This window comes from Novosphingobium mangrovisedimenti, assembly GCF_025153475.1.
Classification (GTDB): domain Bacteria; phylum Pseudomonadota; class Alphaproteobacteria; order Sphingomonadales; family Sphingomonadaceae; genus Novosphingobium; species Novosphingobium mangrovi_A.
This window is the reverse complement of sequence record NZ_JANZXA010000014.1, coordinates 89,401-108,318: the sequence shown is the minus strand read 5'-3', so window position 1 is coordinate 108,318 and position 18,918 is coordinate 89,401. Positions and strand designations below refer to the sequence as shown.

Below are 18,918 nucleotides of genomic sequence, written 5' to 3'. Positions count from 1 at the left end.
AGGGGACCTCCATTTCGCGCTTTGTTCGAAACGGTTACGAAATGTTTCCGGATTTCATCTCGATGGTTACCGCCGCCACGCCAGGGGGCATCAGCTGAACAGGAGCGGATCGCTCACCCCATGGCTGCCATCCTCGATACGGCCCGCCAGCCGCGTGGAATAGCCGGGAGCATCGACGACAAAGTCATACCAGCGTTCGGTCTTTTCGACCGGCCAGCGCAGATGTTGCCATGCTCCCGCAGCAATGTTGATCGTGCGCGCCTCGTTCGCGCCATACTGGTCGCGGCCGATTGTCAGGGCGATCGAACGGGTTCCGGGATTCTCGACGACCAGCAACAGAGCCTTGCCCTTCGGATCGTGGCGCACGACCATCTTCGGCGTGCCGGCACCACTTCCCATGGCGAAGGAACGCATGAAACCGTTGGGCCCGAGGACGAGGAGATCGAAACCTTCCTCCCCCTCGCTCATCCAGGTATCCTCCAGCGTCTTGCCCGCTTCCGTGCAATAGCGCCTCGGCAACCGGTCGAGATGATGCCTGTCGTAGACGTGGAATACGGCGCCGGCGCTGCCTTCGTTGACGAAGCGAAGCGTGATCGCGCCAGTGTCCGCCGTCGTTTCCGCATCGACGTGCAGCACGTAGGGCAAGGCGCGCGAGCGACGCAGCCCCTGCTCCTGTAACAAGTGCTCGGCGGCACGCGGAGGCAGGATCTTCGGGCGCTGCAAATGGCGCTGCAGGGTCTCTTTCGAACCCCTGGTGTCCGGCATGCGCGGAAAGGCCCGGTCCCCTTCCAGGCTGAAATCGAAACACGAGGTAAGATCGCCGCACATCGCGCGATGCCAGGGGCTGATCGCGGGAATGGTGATGCCGAACCGCTTTTCCAGGAACCGACCGACCGAGGTGTGATCGAAGGTTTCGGAATTGACCCAGCCACCCTTGCTCCACGGCGAGACCACGTACATCGGCACACGCGGCCCCAGCCCCCAGGGACGCGTGGTGCCGGTGACGTTGTCGTCGCGCGAGGTGTACCTGTCCTCGTGATCGTCGAAGTATTCGCCATCGAGACTGAAGGTCGCCTTGCCGGCCAGTGTGCCATCCTTGTTGAAGGACGGCGGCGCGGGCGGCGGCACATGGTCGAAAAGCCCGTCGTTTTCATCGAAGGTCTGGAAGAAGACGGTGCTGCCCCAGACATCCGGATTGGCGGTGAGTGCATCGAGGACGCGCGCCGTGAACTCGGCCCCTTCGATCGGGGTCGAGGCCGAAGGATGCTCCGACCATTCGCGGGGCGGAAGGACCCAGGAGACCGCCGGCAGCGTGCCATCCCTCACGTCCTGCTCCAGCCGCTCGAGCGACCAGTGCCGCATGCCCCGCTCGTACAGGCCTTCGCCCGGCTTGCAGGTGCGGAAGCCCTTGAAGGCAAGGCCCCCGTGCATCGCGCCGGTCCAGTTGTCGTTGGGGTCCTGATAGATGCGCCAGTCGATGCCCTGTTGTTCCAGAACCTCGGGGATGGAAGGCCATTCCAGCGCGTTGCCGGCATAGGTATAGCCCGGTTCGGGCAAAGCACCCTTGATCCAGCAGCGCAGGTTGTTGGGTTCCGACTTGTCATCGCGGCAGTTGACGCCGCGCACGCGTTCCTGCGGATCGAAGCTGGAACCAGACCAGAAGACAATGCGGTTCGGGTCCGTGCCCGAGGTGACCGAGCAGTGATAGGCGTCGCAGATGGTGAAGGCCTCGGCCAGCGCGAACTGGAAGGGAATGTCCTCGCGCTTGAAGTAGCCCATCGAATAGTCGGTCTTGAACTTCGGCCAGAGCCCGAAGCTGCCCTGGTTCCAGGCCGCCTGCGCGTCGGCGAAGGAGTGCGGCGTGCCGGGGATCTTCATGGCGTTGGTCGCCTCGGTATCGAGATGGAAGGGCGGCAGCACGCGGGCGCCATTGAACTGCTCCCACACCGAGCGCCCTTCCGGCAGTGGCACCGTGTGCCGGTCGCCAAAGCCGCGAACGCCCTTCATCGTCCCGAAGTAGTGATCGAAGGAGCGGTTCTCCTGCATCAGGATGACGATGTGCTTCACGTCCTGGAGCGTGCCGGTGACGCGGCGGGCCGGCAGGGCAAGCGCACGGTCGATGCTGGCGGGGACGGAAGCCGCCGTGCCGAGCGCGCCGACGGCCTTGAGAAACTCACGCCTGTTGTTCGTCACCATGGATCAACTCCTGCGGGATGGGATGCTGCGTGTCAGAGAAAGCGCCGTCGCAAGTGGGCGGAAATCTGGTCGAGAGCGAGGACGACCAGGAAAATGGCGATCAGGATCGTGCCGACATGCCCGTATTCGTACATGTCGTAGCGGCCCTTCAGTTCCTGGCCGATGCCCCCGGCCCCGACGAGGCCGATGACGGTCGCCATGCGCACGTTGCGATCGAGGACATAGAGCGTCGCGCCGATGTATTGCGGCATGACCTGCGGCACGATCGCCAGACGCCAGATGGCGATGCGCCCCGCCCCGATCGCCGCCAGCGCCTCCTGCGGCCGGCGGTCGGCATTCTCCATGTCGTCCGCGTAGAACTTGCCGAGCACGCCTGCGGCATGCAGGCCCAGCGCCATGAAGCCGGCGATCGGGCCGAAGCCATAGGCGATCACCAGGAAGAGCGCGCTGATCAGTTCGGGCATGGCGCGCAGAAAGCTGACGACCGAACGGGCCAGGAAACGCACACCACCGTAAGGCGTGACGTTGCTCGCGCCCAGAAGGGCGAGCGGCAGGCCGACAAGCACGCCGATGACCGTGCCCCAAAGGGCAATCTCGAGCGTTTCCAGAACCTTGATGGCCACGTGACGCAGATAGCCGAACGGCTTGACCAGATATGTCCGGGTCACCGTCCGCGTCTTCATCTCCAGCGTCTCGGGATCAAGAGCCTGCTCGCTGGTCCGGACCTCTTCCAGATGGGCGAAGAGCGGCAGGTACGCGGGATCGAAGTTCGCGATGCGCGCAATGTCCTGCCGTTCGGAGACCTGCAGGGGGAACAGCCGCGCCAGAACATTCCCCTGCCCGCCTTCCGCCGCCTTGTCGCCCATCAGCGCGGCGCCGGTCAGCGAAAGCATCCGCCCTGCTTCCACGCGTCCGCCCGTGTAGAAGAGCACCGCAAAGGCCGCGATCACCACGAACAGGCTGCGCCAGCCGAAGGGTTGCGGATATGCCCAGCCGGCGGGATCGACCGCCGGAACCGCGGCCTTCATACCGCCTCCTTCAGCGGCAGGACACCGTCGGTCAGGGGGACATCGTCCCGGGCGTAGATGACGGCGAGGTCGCGCGTGTTGAGGGTATCCGGCGCGCCGTCGAAGATCACCCGCCCCCGGTGCAGCGCCACGATGCGATCGGCAAAGGCGCGGGCAAGATCGAGCTGATGCAGGCTGCACAGCACGGTCGAGCCATGCTCGCGCGCCTGCGCCTTGAGCAATCCGAGCACCTCCCGCGCAAGTGCGGGATCGAGGCTGGCCACCGGCTCGTCGGCCAGGAGGATGGCCGGATCCAGCATGAAGGCACGCGCCAGCCCGAGGCGCTGCTGCTGGCCGCCGGAAAGCTGCTCGGCACGGCGCCGCAGATGCACTTCATCCAGACCGACCGCCTTCAGCAGATCGCAGACCCTGCGCCTGGAGGCTGCGGGATAGAGCCCGGTGAGAACCCGCCAGAGCGGCATGACCGGGACCGCGCCGGCCATGACATTCGCGGCACCGCTGGCCCGGGGAACCAGTCCGAAGTGCTGGTGCACCATGGCGATCCTGCGGCGCAAGGCCGGCAGAGACGTCCGGTCGACCGGCTGACCGTCGATGCAGACGCCGCCGCTGGTGGGCGTCTCCAGCCCGTTGACGCAGCGCAGCAGGGTCGATTTTCCCGCCCCGGAGTGCCCGAGCAGGACGCAGAACTGGCCGGCCGGCACGGTCAGTTCCACCTCGTGCAGCGCGGGCGTTCCGTCAGGCCATACCTTGCCGATGTTCTGGAAGTGGATTTCCATGCCCGCCCTTTCAGCGCTCGGCCGATTTCTTGAGAATCTCGCCCTTCAGCTCGTCGCTCACGAGGGCCATCTTGCGCGCGGCATCATCGAAGCGTTCCGCCGGGAACCGCGCGTCGTAACCATCGACCTGCTTGCCGCCGTAGCCACGGATCATTTCCGGGCGGATGCCCGGCGCCTTGGCCACATCGGCAAAGGCCTGACGCAGCTTCTCCTTGAGCGCGTCGGGCAGCTTGCTGTTCATGACCAGCGGCGGATAGGGAATGGGCTCGCTGCGCGCGACGACGCGCACGTCCTGCACCCCCGGCACGCCTTCACGCACCGCCTTCTCGAAGGAATCGAACGAAAGTGCCGCGGCATCGACGCGGTTTTCCAGCAAGGCTGCAAGGCTGTTGGCATGGCTGCCTGTCAGCCGCAGGGCCCCCAACTGCGTTACCGGATCGAGCTTCGCCTCGACCAGCATCGCGACCGGAATGACAAACGAGGACGTGGAGTTCACGTCGCCGAGCGCGATGCTCCGTCCACGAAGGTCGTCGATCGCGCGGATCGGTCCATCCTTGCGCGCGAAAATGCCTGCATAATATTCCGACTTGCCGTTCTCCACGGCCACGGCCAGCAATTGGGCGCAGCCGCGTTTCCTTGCCTGCAGGTAAGTGACCGGTCCGACAAAGGCGACATCCGCCGTCCCGTTGCACAGTGCCTCGACGACGGCGCCATAGGACTGCGCCACCTTGAGATCGAAATCGATGCCCGCAGTCTTGCCCACCGCCTGGAACACGGGCTTGTAGTCAGCCAGCGTCCCGCTTTCGGTGCCGCCGTCGGCGGGGATCAGCAGAACATGAAGCGGAGCGGCCTTGCCCCCGTCTTCCTGGGCCGAACAGGCCGCCAGACCGGCCAGCGCCAGTATCGCCAACGCCCGAGCAAAGATCCTTCGCATTATCAATTCCCCTGTACCGCGCACACGCGCGCGCCGGTCGCTAGGCGGCCCGCATGACAAGAAGGTGAAGGTTGGCACGGGGTGCGGAAGGCAGGCACGACGGTTCCGAAAATTGATCCGGGCGGAAGCATTTCCGCCCGGATCTCCAGGAGGCTCAGAAGCTGGTGGTGTAGGAGAAGAACACGCTGCGCGGTTTCCCCTCGAACGGGTAGCCCTTGTAGTATTCGGGATCGCTCGAAGAGAGCTCGCCGCGAATGAAGGCGGAACTGTAGCGCATGTTCCCGTACCCGTAGCGCTCGGCATACTTCTCGTCGAAAATATTCACGAGACGCAGCTGGAAGCGGTGCTGCTTTTCATCGCCTGCCCAGTAGGCGATCGAGCCGTTCACGACGAGGTAGTTGCCGAAATTGTAGCGCAGGCTCCTGTTCAGGCCGCCCGTCGCGTATTCGGGGCCCTGATAGCGGGGGAACAGGTTCACGTGGAACCGGTTGTCGGGCGAATGCCAGGATGCCGTGCCCTGGATCATGTATTCGGGCGTTTCGTTGATCTGCAGATCAGAACCCTTGAGGTGGGCCTTCTGGCGGGTGTACCCGACATTGAAGGACCACTGCTGCCCGATATTCAGGTTCAGTTCCGCGGTAAGCCCGCGGATCTGCGTCAGGGCGTCGTTATTGTAGTAGGTGTTGGGCGTCAGACCCGAAGTTGACTGGATGCGATTGGTGATGTCGGTGTGGAAAATGCCGACCTCGCCGTTGATGCTGACCTCACCGAAGGACTTCGTGAAGCCGACCGCACCGTTATATGTCTCGGTGGTTTCCGGCTTCAGGTTGGGATTGCCGACCAGCGTTTCGCTGTCCGCGAACAGTTCGTTGGTCTTGGGCAGGCTGTAGGACGTACCGCCGTTGGCGCGGACGTAGAAGGCACCGATCGGCTGACGCATGCCGACTTTCCAGATGAACTTGGAGTCGAAGGCCTTGGAGAAGTCGACGCGGCCGGCCAGGCTGATGTGCGTGTTCGGGCTGAAAGGCAGCGTCGGCCGCAGATCGGCATAGACGCCGGTGGTCGTGGTCCAGTCGCGGCTGATCGGGAACACCGGGTCGGAGTCGTTGCGGTACGACGTGCGCTGAACACCGAAGACCGCCTGCCCCAGCTTCGGCAGCGTGAGCGTGTTGCGCAGGTTCAGACCATACTCCATGAACGCGCTGACCTTGGAGTCGTCTCCGAAGCCCTTGTTCTTGTAGGGAATGGAGCGGCCGGTCGCGTCGCCGAAGGCGATCTCGGCACCGGTGCTCGGATCGATGCAGCCCTCTTCCTGCCGGCAGATCTCGGCATAAGTCTCGGTGTTGTTGAGCTTGGGATTGCTCCAGTACGCGGTGAACTCGGTCAGCAGCTTGTCTGACCAGCGGTGCGTCACGCCGCCGTCGATGATCGGATAGCGCACGCGGTTCGGAGACAGGATCTCGTTGTCGGGAAAGGCGTCGTCGAACTCGATCTGCGTGTACTGGCCGTTGAGCCGGATCTCGGTGTCCTCGGTCGGCTGGAACAGGAACTTGATGCCGATATTGTTGCGGTTGAGCGGGTACTTGTGGATGGCGCCCGCCGCCGCGACGTTGTCGACGAAGTCGTCCGGGTTGAAGAGACGCGGGCCGTCCGTGTTCTGCATGCTGCCATAGACCATGGCGCTGATCCGGCCATCGCTGTCGAGCGTTCCGCGGGCATTGCCCCAGAGTTCGCGCGAGTTGAACGAACCGTAGCTGGCGCCGAGCTCCACCTTGTTGGTGCCATCGGGGCGCTTGGTCACGATGCTGACGACACCGATGCCACCGTTCGAACCGAAGAACAGGCTGTTGCCGCCGCGGAACACTTCCACGCGTTCGATCATGTGGGGATCGATCGTCGTCGTACCCCAGATCTGCTCAAGCGCCGGACCACGGTCGTAAAGCGGCACGCCGTCGAGGACGACGAGGGTGTCGCGGTCGCCGCCGCCGTCCAGGCGAATGGTGTATTCGCCCTCGTCCGGCGAATAGCCGATGTTGGCCCCCTTGATGAGGAACTGCGCCAGTTCCGCAAAGTTGCTCGCGCCGGTAGCTTCGATCTGCTCGGCAGCAACGATCTGGACGTAGTTGCCGTACTCGACGGCCTCTTCCGCGATCTGCGTGGCTTCGACGGTTTCACCGGTGACGACGATCGCCCCCGACGGTTCCGCAGCCGTCTCGGCACCAGCCGCTTCGGCAGCATGGACCGGAGCCGCGAACAGCAGAACCTCTGCCGCCAGAACATATGCGAATTGATGTTTGCTACGCTTCTTCACCGTCTTTGCCCCCGAATGGAAGTTCATCTCGCGCAGAGCCCGGTCCGCTCCCCGCTTCCCGTGAGAAGCGCTCCTCTGGCCCGGTCCGTTCTGCCGACGTCGACGCCCTAGAGATTCGATATGACAGTTGGGTGAACATTTCTCATTTTTAGATCGTAATATAATTGAATTATACCCACTTTCAGTTGAGCGCACATAGAGGCACATCGGCCAGAAAGCGCACCGCCCGACCGGGAATTAGCGGATTGAGTAAAATTCAACTCTGGAACGCAGCGGCCTGAGCATGCATGGTGGGCAAATGCGACGCTACGGAGAAAGTCAGTGGTGAATTCGTCGAAATCGCAGCAGAGCCGGAGCGGTCAGGGCGATGTCAGACCTGTCGACAACGCACTGGGCCGAATCAGGGTCGCCCTGCCGACCATGGCCAAGAGCGCCCAGCGCATCGCGGAATTCATCCTGGAACGGCCCGAGGACATCGTCGGCATGTCGGTGACCGAACTTTCGGAAGCCACCGGCGTCAGCGAAGGTAGCGTCATCAACTTCTGTCGCAGCATCGGCCTGTCCGGCTTCCAGCAGATGAAGTTGAGCCTCGCGCAGGAAATCGTGCAGCCGGTCCAGTTCATTCACGAGGACCTTGATCGCGCCGACGACATGGAAACCGTCTGCCGCAAGGTCTTCCATTCCGGAATCCAGGCGCTGCGGGATACGCTTTCGGTGCTTGACGCGGATGCGCTCGCCCGCGCGGTGGAAGCCGTTCGCTCGGCAAAGCGCGTGGAAATCTACGGCATCGGCTCGTCCGCGCCAATCGCCGAGGACACGCACTACCGGATGCTCCGCATCGGCCTCAACGCACGCGCGGTCACCGACAGCCACATACAGGCCATCAGCGCCTCGCGGTGCGATCCGGACGTCGCGGTGATCACCATCTCGCACAGCGGGGCCACGCACGAGACCGTCGTGACGACAAAGCTGGCAAAGGAGGCCGGCGCACGAACAATCGTCGTTACCAACTTCGCCCGCTCCCCGATCCAGGCCTATTCGGACATCGTCCTGTTCACGATGGCGCGCGAAACGCGCTTTCGCACGGAAGCGATGACAAGCCGGATCGCACAGCTTTGCGTGATCGACGCCCTGATCGCGGGCCTTGCACTTGCCGACTACGACCACGCCACCGACGTGCTCAAGAAGACCTTCGACGTCCTCTCGATAAAGCGCTTCTGACCTTACGCGACAACCGGCTCGAGCAGGTCTTCGAGGCCAAGCGAGGAAGAGCCCCCGATCAGGATCGGCGTCATTCCGAGGCGCGATGCCCCTGCCCCATCCGTTTCCGGGTTGTCGCCGATCATCACCGCCTGTCCGGGCGCGATTGCAAGCCCGTCGCAAGCCCGCTCGAAAAGCAGCGGCCCCGGCTTGCCGATCACGCGCGGCTCGAGAGCCAGGTCGCCGGAGCAGGCCATGAGCGCAGCCAGCAGTGAACCGGTTTCCGGCACCACCCGCCCACCCGGACCGGGATGCGTCCGGTCGGCATTGGCAACGACCAGCGGCACCCCCTGCCGCAAGGCATTCGCCGCCCTTTCCAGCTTGCCGTACGTGAAGCGCGCATCGCGCATCAGCACCACGACATCGGGATGGTCCCGCACGAGACGCAGGCCCAGCGTACGAGCGAAGTTCCGCATCTTGGGCGCCGCCAGCAGCAGCACGCGCCCGGCGCCGGACCGCGCGACATCGCGCAGCGCCTCGACGCCGGCGAGGAAGATACGTTCGCGCGCAAATGCAATGCCGTGCCGGGCCAGAATCTCTTCGAGATCGGCGGGCAGGTGCGTTGAATTGTTGGAGACGATCGCCACGCGATCCGCATGCTGCGCGATGAGATGCTTCGCGCTGGAAAGGATACGATTGTCGACGGCGATGCAGCCATCCCAATCCAGAAGAACCCCCTTTGCGACACTGAGCATTCGACGTTCCGTGAAACCTTTCGCCTCCCGCTGACTCAAGGCCAAGCCCCACTCCTCTTCACTAGATGCCATGCCTCGGCACGCATACTCATATTTTTTGAAATTGGAATATGAAATTATCTCAATTTTTCACGCAGAGAACCAAGTGAGCTCACGAAAGCAGAAGACCATCGACTACCTTGCATGCACAGGCCTCGGCCTCCCGAACACAGGCAAGTGCCCCGCTCACCCGCACAGTACAGGGCGCGCCATCCGAGACATCGACGAGAGGAAGAGCAAGGCAGCCGCGCCATGGACCAATGGATGAGCCTTGGTCCCAGGAGAACAAGAGGAGCCATACTCCGCTGCTGGCCACGCGCGCGGAAAGGCTACCCGAATGTGTATAGGATGAGCGCACCGGGCGAGTAACCGCCCTCACCCCGGACAGCTTCGATACCGCTCTATCGGGCCTGCCCGAACAATTGCGGACAAGTCCGAAGAGCAGGTTGCTCGCGCCTGTCAGGCTACCGCATTGTCCAGGCTGATCGGCAGCGACCGGACCCTCTTGCCGGTGGCCGCATAGATCGCGTTCGTCAGCGCGGGAATGACGGGCGGAAGCGCCGGCTCACCCAGACCTGTAGGCGGATAGGGCGAAGTCACGAATTTCACGACCACTTCGCGCGGCGCCGTCTCGATACGCAGGAGCGGGAAGCTGTCGAAATTCTCCTGGACGATCGCGCCTTCGGACTGGTCGATCTTCTGCCCGATCATGGACTGGGCCAGGCCATCCAGAACCGACCCCTGCACCTGGCTTTCCGCATTGATCGGATTGATCACATGGCTGCCGATGTCCCCGACCACGTGGACTTTCTCGACCACGATGTCGCCCGCCTCGGAAACCGCCACGTCCAGCACTTCGGCGAAATAGCCCGCATGGCTGAAATAGAAACCGAACCCACGGCCCTTGCCGCTCGCACCGGTCGGGCGCTTGCCGTCCCAGCCCGCGAACTTGCAGACTTCCTCGATCACCGCGCGGGCCCGGCCAGTGTTGAACTGGGGCGCCCGCCCCACCGCCGGGAGCAACCGGTCCTCGCCGAGCAGGCCCAGGACGAATGTCGGCAGGTCCACCCCCGCAGCCTCAGCAAGCTCATCGAGGAAGGACTGGAAGACGAAGGCCATGGCGTTAGACGTTGGCGCACGCAGCCAGCCGGTGGGAAGGTTCGTGGCCAGATAGGACACGCCGAAATGGACATCGGGCAGGAGTTGGGCCGGAAACTCGGTTTCCTCCATCTCGGCGGCCCGGATGGGCTGCCCGTCTGCGCCGAAGCTGACGAAGTGGTCCCTGAGGGCAACGAGCCGGCCATCCTTGTCCAGCCCCGCCGTCAGGGCGTGCCATCCGGCCGGGCGATAGTAGTCGTGCCGGACGTCGTCGGCGCGCGCATAGATCATCTTGACCGGCTTGCCCGGCACGGCCCGGGCGATCTGGGCGACCTGAACCATGTAGTCGGCCATCAACCGCCTGCCGAAACCGCCGCCGATCCGCGTCATGTGGATGGTAATGGCGTCCTGCGGCAGGTCCAGGATGTCGGAAACCTGCCTGCGCCCGCTTCCCGGCGACTGCGACGGCGCCCAGAGCGTGAGCGCCCCGTCCTCGAACAGGCCGGTGCAGTTCTGCGGTTCGAGCGTGCAATGGGCGAGAAACGGATAGTCGTAGCGCGCTGAAACCGTCTTCACGGCACCGGCGAGACCGGCCTCGACATCGCCCTTCTTCAGAATGTCACCCTGCGGCGCCCCTTCCAGCGCTGCATCGGCCTGCGCCGCGTAGGCTTCGGTCGAGAACTGCTTCAGATCCCCGAGATCCCACTCGACCTTCAGCTGGCTGCGGGCCTGCTGGGCAGTCCACCAGCTGTCGGCGACGATGGCCAGCGTATCGAACTTGCCCTTGGGCAAGATGCCGCTGTTGATCGGGACGACGGCGATGACGCCCTTGATCGCCTTCACGGCAGCGTCGTCGAACGAGCCGATGGTGCCCAGGAAGACCGGGCAGGCCTCGATCGCCGCATAGACCATCCCGGGAAGCTCGGTGTCGATCCCGAACAGCGGCTTGCCCTGGAGAATCGCGGGCGTGTCGACACCCCGCCGGGACGTGCCGATGATCCGGAACGAATCGTCCGGCTTGAGCGGCACCGTGTCGAGCGCGGGCGGCTCGATCGCCGAGGCGGCCTCGGCCAGCGACGCATATGTCGCGGAGCGGCCCGACGGCTCGTGATGAACCATTCCCTTGGCAGTCGTCACCGATGCCGGCGCCACGCCCCATTGCGCCGCAGCGGCCGTCACCAGCATCTGCCGAGCGGCAGCGCCGGTTTGCCGCATGGGCAGCCAGTTCACCGGCGTGGAGCGGCTACCCCCCGCACTCTGGCGCCCGTAGAGCTTGTCGTCGGCCAGGGTCTGCTCGATATGGACCTGGTCCCAGTCGACATCCAGTTCCTCGGCTATCAGCATGGGCAGCATGGTCTTCACGCCCTGCCCGATTTCCGGGTTCTTTGCGCCGATGATCACGCTGTTGTCGGGATTGATGCGCACGAAGGCATTGAGCACGGTCTCGTCCTCACCACCCGTGGCGCCATCGCCCGCCAGCGCCAGCCGCGCCTGGAAGCTCAGAACCGCGCCGGCCAGCAGCGAAGCCGAAAGGAACGACCGACGGCTGATCTCGAACGGCGCGTTCATGCCGCCTCTCCCTTGCCCTGAGCCTTGGCAGCGGCCTTGATGGCCTTGCGGATGCGCAGATAAGTGGAGCAGCGGCAGATGTTCCCGCTCATTGCGGCGTCGATGTCTTCATCCTGCGGGTCCGGCATCTGCCCGAGCAGCCAGGTCGCCGAAACGATCTGCCCCGCCTGGCAATAGCCGCACTGCGGCACGTCAAGATCGGCCCATGCATCGAGCACATACTGACCCGCAGGCTGCGAGGCGACATCCTCGATGGTGGTGACGGCCGCCTCCCCGACGGCCCCGACCGGCGTCAGACAGGATCGCACGGGCTGCCCGTCCAGCAGCACGGTGCAGGCCCCGCAAAGGCCCGCCCCGCAACCGAACTTCGCGCCAAGCAGATGCAAATCCTCGCGCAACACCCACAGAAGCGGCTTTTCAGGGTCTGCCGTAACGCTGTGTTTTACCCGATTGACCGTCAGATCCATCGTCATGTCATCCTTACATTGCCGTTACCGGCGAAATCGTCTCTGCCGGGGCGCAGCCCGGCGGGTGTTAGTGCACCAAACCCTTTGCAGCCAGTTCCGCACGCTGCTTGGCCACCTCGGAAGCGGTCAGACGCCCGGCGTCGCGCACGGCCTTGACTTCGGCCGCCGTGAACGGCGCCACCGCCTTTTTCGGCTTTTCCAGCTCCACCGCGAAGTTGAGCGTATCCGCAACGTCCTGATCGCCGAGGGTCCCCATGGGCGGCATCATCCCGCGCACCTGCCGACCATCGACATCGATGGGGCCAAACAGGCCGAACAGCAGCACATGGATCAGATAGGTCCGCCCATCCTTGGTCGCAGCGATCTTGCCGACGCGCCCCTTGAGGCGGGGAAACTGACCGGGCACACCCGCCCCATCCGCCTTGTGGCACGCGGCACAGCGGGATGAATATACTTTAACGCCAGTTGCGTATGCAGGCAAAACGTAGCTTGCACAGAACAATCCGGACGCCGCGATAACGCCCTGGATACGCTTGGACATTGTAACCGGCATCGAAACTCCATAAACCCAGCGGAAATCGCGCGAAATTTGGACACTCATCAAAGTTTCGTCAAGCGGCAATTGCCGCGCCAGTCACGCCGGTTCAGGCTGAATAGGGGTGGCCGATGGACGAAAGGGGGCGTAAGGGAGCGTATGGCTGATACCGAAACTGCGCCAACCCGGCCTGGAATATACTCGCGCGGAACTGAAACAGTCGATGCCATTCTCAAGGCAGCGCTCAGCGTTCTGATCGAAGAAGGCGCCGAAGCATTCACCATTCGCCGCGTCGCCACGACATGCGGCCTGCGTGTCGGGAATGTCAGCTATCACTTCCCCAAGAAGGAAATGCTCGTCCAGGTCCTGCTGGACGACATCATGGAGAACTACGAAAACAAGCTGGAGCTCAGTGTGCGCCAGCCGGAACTCTCCGATGAGGACCGCCTCAGGCTGGTCATCGTCATCTGCCTGGACGACATCTGCTCCAAGCGCACCACGCATCTGTTCACCGAACTGTGGGCGCTCGCCAATCACAACAACTTCATCGCCGAGCGGGTGCGCAGCTTCTACGCGAAAGTTCACGATGTTATCGGCGAATATGTCCAGCGCATAAACCCCGCGCTGAGCGCCGATGAAGTGCACACGCTTTCGATCTTCATCAGCGCCTCCATGGAAGGAACCACGCCGTTCCTTGGCTACAACAAGCCCTGGAACGACAAGATGCCGGCGATCACCGCGATTTCAGCGTCATGGTTCATTGATCTTGTCAAATCGATGAAGCCGGGTGACATTGCCGCCCTGACAAAACGTTTAACCTGAACGAATCGGAGGGGACGTCCTGCAGGCACGGTGCCTTGAGCGCCGCGATTCTGTTTGTGGGGGTGTCCGGTGCTTCGAACGTCTGGTGAACGTCTGATTCTTCCTGCCGTCATTCTGGCCTGCGTCGGCTGTCTCCAGCCAGGCATCGATCCGGTCTTCCTTACACTGCTTTCCGCCGCCCATGGGCTGAAACCGGATTTTCACGGCTGGGTCGTGAGCGCCACGCAGTCGGGCATGGCAATCGGCTCGCTGATGACGTGGCGCTGGGGCACGCGCCTTCCGCTGGCGGGTTTCGCGCTGGCGGCGGGGATCGCCGCGCTCGCCGCCCTGGCCACCGCACACACCGCCCATTTCACCGCCCTGCTCGCCATCCGCGGCCTCTATGGCGCCGCGATGGGCGTGCTCTACACCCAGGCCATGAGCCATGCGGCGACCAACCGCCCGCACGGGGCCTATGGCGCCGTGTTCCTGTGCCAGTTGATGCTGTCGTCCGGCATTGCCCTAGCCCTTCCCGCGATAGCCGATGCCGCCGGACCAACGACCGCCCTGAGCGCACTGGCGGCGGCTCCGATCGCCGCACTGGTCCTCGTCATGCTTTTCGCGCGTTCCACGGTGAAGTACGAGGCACAGTCCACGCTGCGCGAGCCACAGAACGGCGACGAGGAAACCGATCTTCAGGCCTGGGCTACGGCCGGGGCGACCCTGCTCTTCATCTGCGCCACGATGATGGTCTGGACATTTTCCGGCGCGCTTGCGGTGAAGGCCGGCATTTCGGAAGCCGTGATTGGCCAGGCCGTGGCCCTGGGCTCGCTGGCCGGCGCGGCGACCGCCGTTCTGGTCATGCGCGAACAGCCTCTCGTACCACCCCCGGTAACCGGGCTTCTGGCGGGCCTTTCCCTGCTGACCCCGATCGCCGCGACGCAAAGCGGCGATGCATTGTCCTTCATCATCGCCATCATCCTGCTCAACATCGGATCAACCGCGATCATCGTGCGCAGCTCGGGCCTTGCCAGCGCCGCCAGCAAGGACAGCCTGTTCCGGCGCTTCGTCGCGTGCACCCACGCCCTCGGCATGATCCTCGGACCGCTTGCAGGGTCCGTCGCCACCGGACTGTTCGGGCATGCCGGATTGCTGTCCGCCGCCGTACTGGCGATTGCCACGGCCTGCCTGATGCTGCTGTTCGCCGAGGCGAGGTCCCTCAGGATGCGCTTCTGGAAAGCACGGCCCGAGCCGCTCGAACAGTTCCTGACCGACGTCCGGTACTAGTCCGCCCGCTTGTGCATCCGGCAGCGATTCGTGACGGGCACGACGTCGTTCCCAACCCCTCCGTCCAGACACACAGGCACAGTCAACGCCGCCTCCGAAGCGAGGCGACACGCGCCGAAATCCGCGCTTTGATCTGCACGACGACCGCCCCCGCAAGATTATTCGCACCTGCACAAAATTGTCGCTTGACCTAATTTTGACATGCGTCCTATATTTGAATTGTTGGACGCTAAAGTCCGCGGATTTCTGATCTTTGGGGGCATTCAGACATGACCGTTGCGCGCAGGGATGTTGACGGCACGCAGTGCGGCAGCACAGCAAACGAAGCTCTCACCCCGGCCCCGCTGGGGCAACGTCTGCGCAGCGCGCTGAACATGGGCGGGCGGCGCAAGCTCTACCTCGCCCCGCTGCTGGCATCGACCATCTTTTCCGCCTCGATCGTCGTCGCTCAGGTGCGCGCGGATGCCGAGGCGGATCTCGATCCTGCCGACTGGACGGAGAAGGAAGTCGGCATACCCGTCACCGATGCGTTGACGATCGAGAAGTGCGGCTCCTGCCACGTGCCCGACGACAAGGGCAATCTCTCGCGCATTTCGTGGATCCGCGCCACGCCCGAAGGCTGGTCGCAGGCCATCAAGCGGATGGTCAAGCTCAACGGCCTGTCGATCACACCGCAGGAAGCGCGCTCGGTGGTCAAGTATCTCGGCACCTGGCACGGGCTGGCCCCGGAAGAAGCCAAGCCGGTCATGTACCTGACAGAGCACCGCATCCAGGACGAGACGATCATTCCCAACGAGACCGTGCATACGGCCTGCGCATCCTGCCATGCCTTTGCACAGCCCATGTCCTCGCGTCGCAGCCACCGCGAGTGGGGCCTGCTGCAGAACATGCACAAGGCGCTCTATCCCCAGGCCGAGGTCCAGATGGGCCACCCCGCCGCAGAGCAACCCGCAGGTGCCAGCCCGTCCGCGAAGCCCGTGACGACCGGCGAGGTCGCGCTGGCGTGGCTCAGCAAGGAAGCCGATCTCCACAGCAAGGCATGGACGGACTGGCGTCCGCGCATCCGCACGCCCAAGCTGGCAGGCAAGTGGGTCATTTCCGGCAAGCTGCGCGGACAGGGCCGCTTCGTCGGCGAAATGACGATCGCACCGGCCAGCGACGACTTCGCCACCACCACGACATTGCGTTCCCTCGACACCGGCAAGACGATGTCGCGCTCGGGCAAGGGCCTCGTCTATGCCGGCTATTCCTGGCGCGGTACGTCCATCAGCGGCAGCAAGCCGGCGAAGCCCGACGATCTGGCCACTCCCCTGCGCGAGACCATGTGGTTCTCGCCCGACCAGTCGAGCGCCGAAGGCCGCTGGTACTGGGGTGAATATCAGGAATTCGGCCTGGACGTGAAGATGACGCGTGCCACTGGAGGCCCGGTCCTTGCCGCAGTCTCCCCGCTGGGCGTGAAGACCGGCACCAAGGGCGCGCAGCTCCACATCTACGGGGCAGACCTTCCCTCTGGCATGGCGGCGGGCGATCTCGACATCGGTGATGGCGTGACGGTGCGTCAGGTCTCCGTCCTCTCGCCGGGCGAAGCCGTCGCGACCGTCGATGTCGCGCCGGATGCCATTGTCGGCCTGCACGACGTCGCGCTGAACGGCGTTGTCCTGGCCAAGGCCCTGCCGGTCTATGACACCGTGGACTACATGAAGGTCTCGCCCGAGACTGCGCTCGCTCACCTGGGCGGCATCAAGTACGGCAAGGGCTACGAACAGTTCGAGGCCATGGCCTGGTCCAAGGGGCCCGATGGCAAGCCGGGCACCGACGACGACTTCCCGATCATGCCTGTCGACGCGAACTGGGCGATGAAGGAATTCCCGACGGTCACATACGACAACGACGTCAAGTTCGTCGGCCAGCTCGACGCATCCGGCTTTTTCACGCCGAACGTCGAGGGCCCCAACCCTGAACGCCGCTTCAGCCGCAACAACTATGGCGAAGTCTGGATCGTCGCCACTGCCAAGACACTGAAGGACAAGGAAGGCAAGCCTCTGACCGGGCAGGCCTACCTCGTAACCACCGTGCCGGCCTACAAGCGCTGGGATCAGCCGGAGGTGTCGCAATGAACGAGATGACCACCATCCCTTCGGGTCGCTACCGGCTGGGTGAGATGCATGAATTCCAGGCGGGCGAACAACCGTTCATGTATCTCGTTTCCGCGGGGGCCATCTTCGCCCTGGACGAAGGTGCGCATGCCGTGCTGCGCCGGCTCGAAGACGAGAGCCTGAGCCACGGAGACCTTGTCGCGGCGCTGCTGGAAAGCGGCTACTCGCACCAGGATGCCGAGGAACTGATCCGCGAACTGCTTTTCGTGCATGGGATCGTCTCCGACGCGATGAGCCCCGCCCTCGCGCCCAAGCCGGAAACGCCGCCGGCCGACTTCCCCTTGCAGGCGCTGGTGCTCAACATCACCAACCAGTGCAACTTGGCCTGCACCTATTGCTATGAATTCGGCGCCGACAAGATCGCGACTCCGCAGGGCAAGCCCAAGTTCATGTCGCTGGAAACGGCCAGGACCTCGGTGGACTTCCTCCTGCGCAAGTCGACCGGCCGCCAGGCTGTCCACATCACGTTCTTCGGCGGCGAGACGCTGATGAACTTCAAGCTGCTGCGCGAGGTCGTCCTCTATGCACGCGAGCAGGCCGAAGCGCAGAACCGCACCATCGGCTTCAGCCTGACGACCAACGCGACGCTGCTTACCGACGAGATCATCGCCTTCCTGTCAGACTACGAGATCGGCGTGACCGTCAGTATGGACGGCCCGCCCGACCTTCAGGACAAGCACCGCGTCTACAAGTCCGGCAAGGGCAGCTACGCCGTCATCGAGCCGCGCTTGCGCAAGCTGATCGAAAGCCACAAGACCCGTGCAATCACCGCGCGCGTCACGCTGACCAACGGCGTCACCGACGTGATCCGTATCTACCGCCACCTGAAGGACGATCTCGGCTTTCACGAAGTGGGTTTCGCGCCCGTCACCAATTCGGGCGAGCGCGACTACATGATCGACGACAACGGCATGGACGATGTCCTGAGCCAGTTCCACGAACTGGCCGACGAATGGCTCGAACATGCCCTGCGCGGACAGATGCACGGCTTCACGAACGTCAGCGAGACGATCGGTGAACTGCTTCAGGGCGTCAACAAGTCACACCCGTGCGGCGCCGGGCTCGGCCTGCTGGGCGTCAGCCCTTCGGGTGACCTTTCGCCCTGTCACCGCTTCACCGACGCGGACACACACACGCTCGGGCATATCTCGACCGACATCGACGCCGAGAAACGGGAAGACTTCCTCTCGCGCGGGCACGTCGGTGCGAAGTACGAGTGCCAGAGCTGCTGGGCACGGCCGCTCTGTGCCGGCGGATGCCATCACGAAGCCTTCGTTCGCTATGGCGACACCGGTCACGCCAACTTGCACTATTGCGACTGGATTCGCGAATGGACCGACACCTGCCTGCGCATCTACGGCGCGGTCAGTGTACAAAATCCCCAATTCCTTGAACGCTTTGCAGCACGAAAGGGTCTGTCATGAAGCATCTTCGCCCCGTCAACCGGAAGGCAGCCCGGATCGATGAGACCGCATCCCTGATGGAGGAGGATGTGGTTGCCCTGCAGCAGGCACCCAAACCCCACGTCCCCATGGGCTGCACCCTTTCCTTCTCGCCGGGCTGGGAAGTCGATGCGGCGGGCGGCACGGCGGGTCTGTGCCAGCCGGTCGAACGCGACATCTACGACTGCTACGTCACCTGCTTCTGGCCGGTGCAGGTTCCCGATCACGTCAACTACTCGCCCGACTGGGCCAGCAATTGCGCCGTTGCCACCAAGGACTGGCGCAACCTGGACCTCGTCTTCCCCTGATCGACGGACCGCATCC

General features: G+C 63.8%; 15 protein-coding genes. 6 read left to right on the top strand and 9 right to left on the bottom strand.

The window, feature by feature from the left end; genetic code table 11:
* Positions 1-90: 90 nt before the first annotated feature.
* The 5 genes from NZK81_RS18135 to NZK81_RS18115 all read right to left on the bottom strand — a co-directional run bounded on the left by NZK81_RS18135 (position 91) and on the right by NZK81_RS18115 (position 7,245).
* Complete coding sequence (locus tag NZK81_RS18135) at positions 91-2,196, bottom strand: phosphocholine-specific phospholipase C (protein WP_260047501.1); 2,106 nt, start codon at positions 2,194-2,196, stop codon at positions 91-93.
* 32 nt (positions 2,197-2,228) lie between these two features.
* Entirely contained in the window at positions 2,229-3,224 is a 996-nt protein-coding gene (gene phnE / locus NZK81_RS18130; protein WP_260047500.1) for a phosphonate ABC transporter, permease protein PhnE, read from the bottom strand.
* Positions 3,221-4,000 carry a phosphonate ABC transporter ATP-binding protein gene (locus NZK81_RS18125; RefSeq protein ID WP_260047499.1) on the bottom strand — a complete coding sequence of 260 codons (780 nt, stop codon included), beginning with the start codon at positions 3,998-4,000 and terminating at the stop codon, positions 3,221-3,223. Before NZK81_RS18125 ends, phnE begins: the two co-directional genes overlap by 4 nt.
* 10 nt (positions 4,001-4,010) lie before the next feature.
* A complete protein-coding gene (locus NZK81_RS18120; RefSeq protein WP_260047498.1) occupies positions 4,011-4,934 on the bottom strand; it encodes a phosphate/phosphite/phosphonate ABC transporter substrate-binding protein in 924 nt (307 codons plus the stop codon).
* A gap of 154 nt (positions 4,935-5,088) precedes the next feature.
* Positions 5,089-7,245, bottom strand: a complete 2,157-nt coding sequence (locus NZK81_RS18115; protein ID WP_260047497.1) for a TonB-dependent receptor plug domain-containing protein — start codon at positions 7,243-7,245, stop codon at positions 5,089-5,091.
* A 324-nt stretch (positions 7,246-7,569) separates the two neighbouring features.
* Between NZK81_RS18115 and NZK81_RS18110 the strand changes: the two genes are divergently transcribed.
* A complete protein-coding gene (locus NZK81_RS18110; protein ID WP_260047496.1) occupies positions 7,570-8,466 on the top strand; it encodes a MurR/RpiR family transcriptional regulator in 897 nt (298 codons plus the stop codon).
* A gap of 2 nt (positions 8,467-8,468) precedes the next feature.
* Here NZK81_RS18110 and NZK81_RS18105 read toward each other — a convergent pair whose 3' ends face one another.
* From NZK81_RS18105 to NZK81_RS18090, 4 genes are all read right to left on the bottom strand, one after another.
* Positions 8,469-9,200 (bottom strand): HAD-IIA family hydrolase, encoded by a 732-nt coding sequence (locus NZK81_RS18105; protein ID WP_260047495.1) that lies wholly within the window; start codon positions 9,198-9,200, stop codon positions 8,469-8,471.
* Between the two features lie 498 nt (positions 9,201-9,698).
* Positions 9,699-11,906, bottom strand: coding sequence for a xanthine dehydrogenase family protein molybdopterin-binding subunit (locus tag NZK81_RS18100; RefSeq protein WP_260047494.1), 2,208 nt, complete (start codon positions 11,904-11,906; stop codon positions 9,699-9,701).
* A complete protein-coding gene (locus tag NZK81_RS18095) occupies positions 11,903-12,379 on the bottom strand; it encodes a (2Fe-2S)-binding protein (RefSeq protein WP_260047493.1) in 477 nt (158 codons plus the stop codon). The genes NZK81_RS18100 and NZK81_RS18095 overlap by 4 nt, the downstream gene beginning before the upstream one ends.
* A gap of 61 nt (positions 12,380-12,440) precedes the next feature.
* Complete coding sequence (locus NZK81_RS18090; protein ID WP_260047492.1) at positions 12,441-12,974, bottom strand: cytochrome c; 534 nt, start codon at positions 12,972-12,974, stop codon at positions 12,441-12,443.
* Between NZK81_RS18090 and NZK81_RS18085 the strand changes: the two genes are divergently transcribed.
* The 5 genes from NZK81_RS18085 (at position 12,963) to qhpC (ending at position 18,902) form a co-directional block, all read left to right on the top strand.
* Positions 12,963-13,730 (top strand): TetR/AcrR family transcriptional regulator, encoded by a 768-nt coding sequence (locus NZK81_RS18085; RefSeq protein WP_260047491.1) that lies wholly within the window; start codon positions 12,963-12,965, stop codon positions 13,728-13,730. The two genes, NZK81_RS18090 and NZK81_RS18085, sit on opposite strands and share 12 nt — an antisense overlap.
* Positions 13,731-13,799: 69 nt before the next feature.
* On the top strand, positions 13,800-14,996 hold the full coding sequence (locus NZK81_RS18080; RefSeq protein WP_260047490.1) for an MFS transporter: 1,197 nt from the start codon (positions 13,800-13,802) through the stop codon (positions 14,994-14,996).
* A 269-nt stretch (positions 14,997-15,265) separates the two neighbouring features.
* Positions 15,266-17,113 carry a quinohemoprotein amine dehydrogenase subunit alpha gene (peaA, locus tag NZK81_RS18075; RefSeq protein ID WP_260047489.1) on the top strand — a complete coding sequence of 616 codons (1,848 nt, stop codon included), beginning with the start codon at positions 15,266-15,268 and terminating at the stop codon, positions 17,111-17,113.
* Entirely contained in the window at positions 17,110-18,576 is a 1,467-nt protein-coding gene (gene peaB / locus NZK81_RS18070) for a quinohemoprotein amine dehydrogenase maturation protein (protein WP_260047488.1), read from the top strand. The genes peaA and peaB overlap by 4 nt, the downstream gene beginning before the upstream one ends.
* Positions 18,573-18,902 carry a quinohemoprotein amine dehydrogenase subunit gamma gene (gene qhpC / locus NZK81_RS18065; protein WP_260047487.1) on the top strand — a complete coding sequence of 110 codons (330 nt, stop codon included), beginning with the start codon at positions 18,573-18,575 and terminating at the stop codon, positions 18,900-18,902. The genes peaB and qhpC overlap by 4 nt, the downstream gene beginning before the upstream one ends.
* Positions 18,903-18,918: the final 16 nt, after the last annotated feature.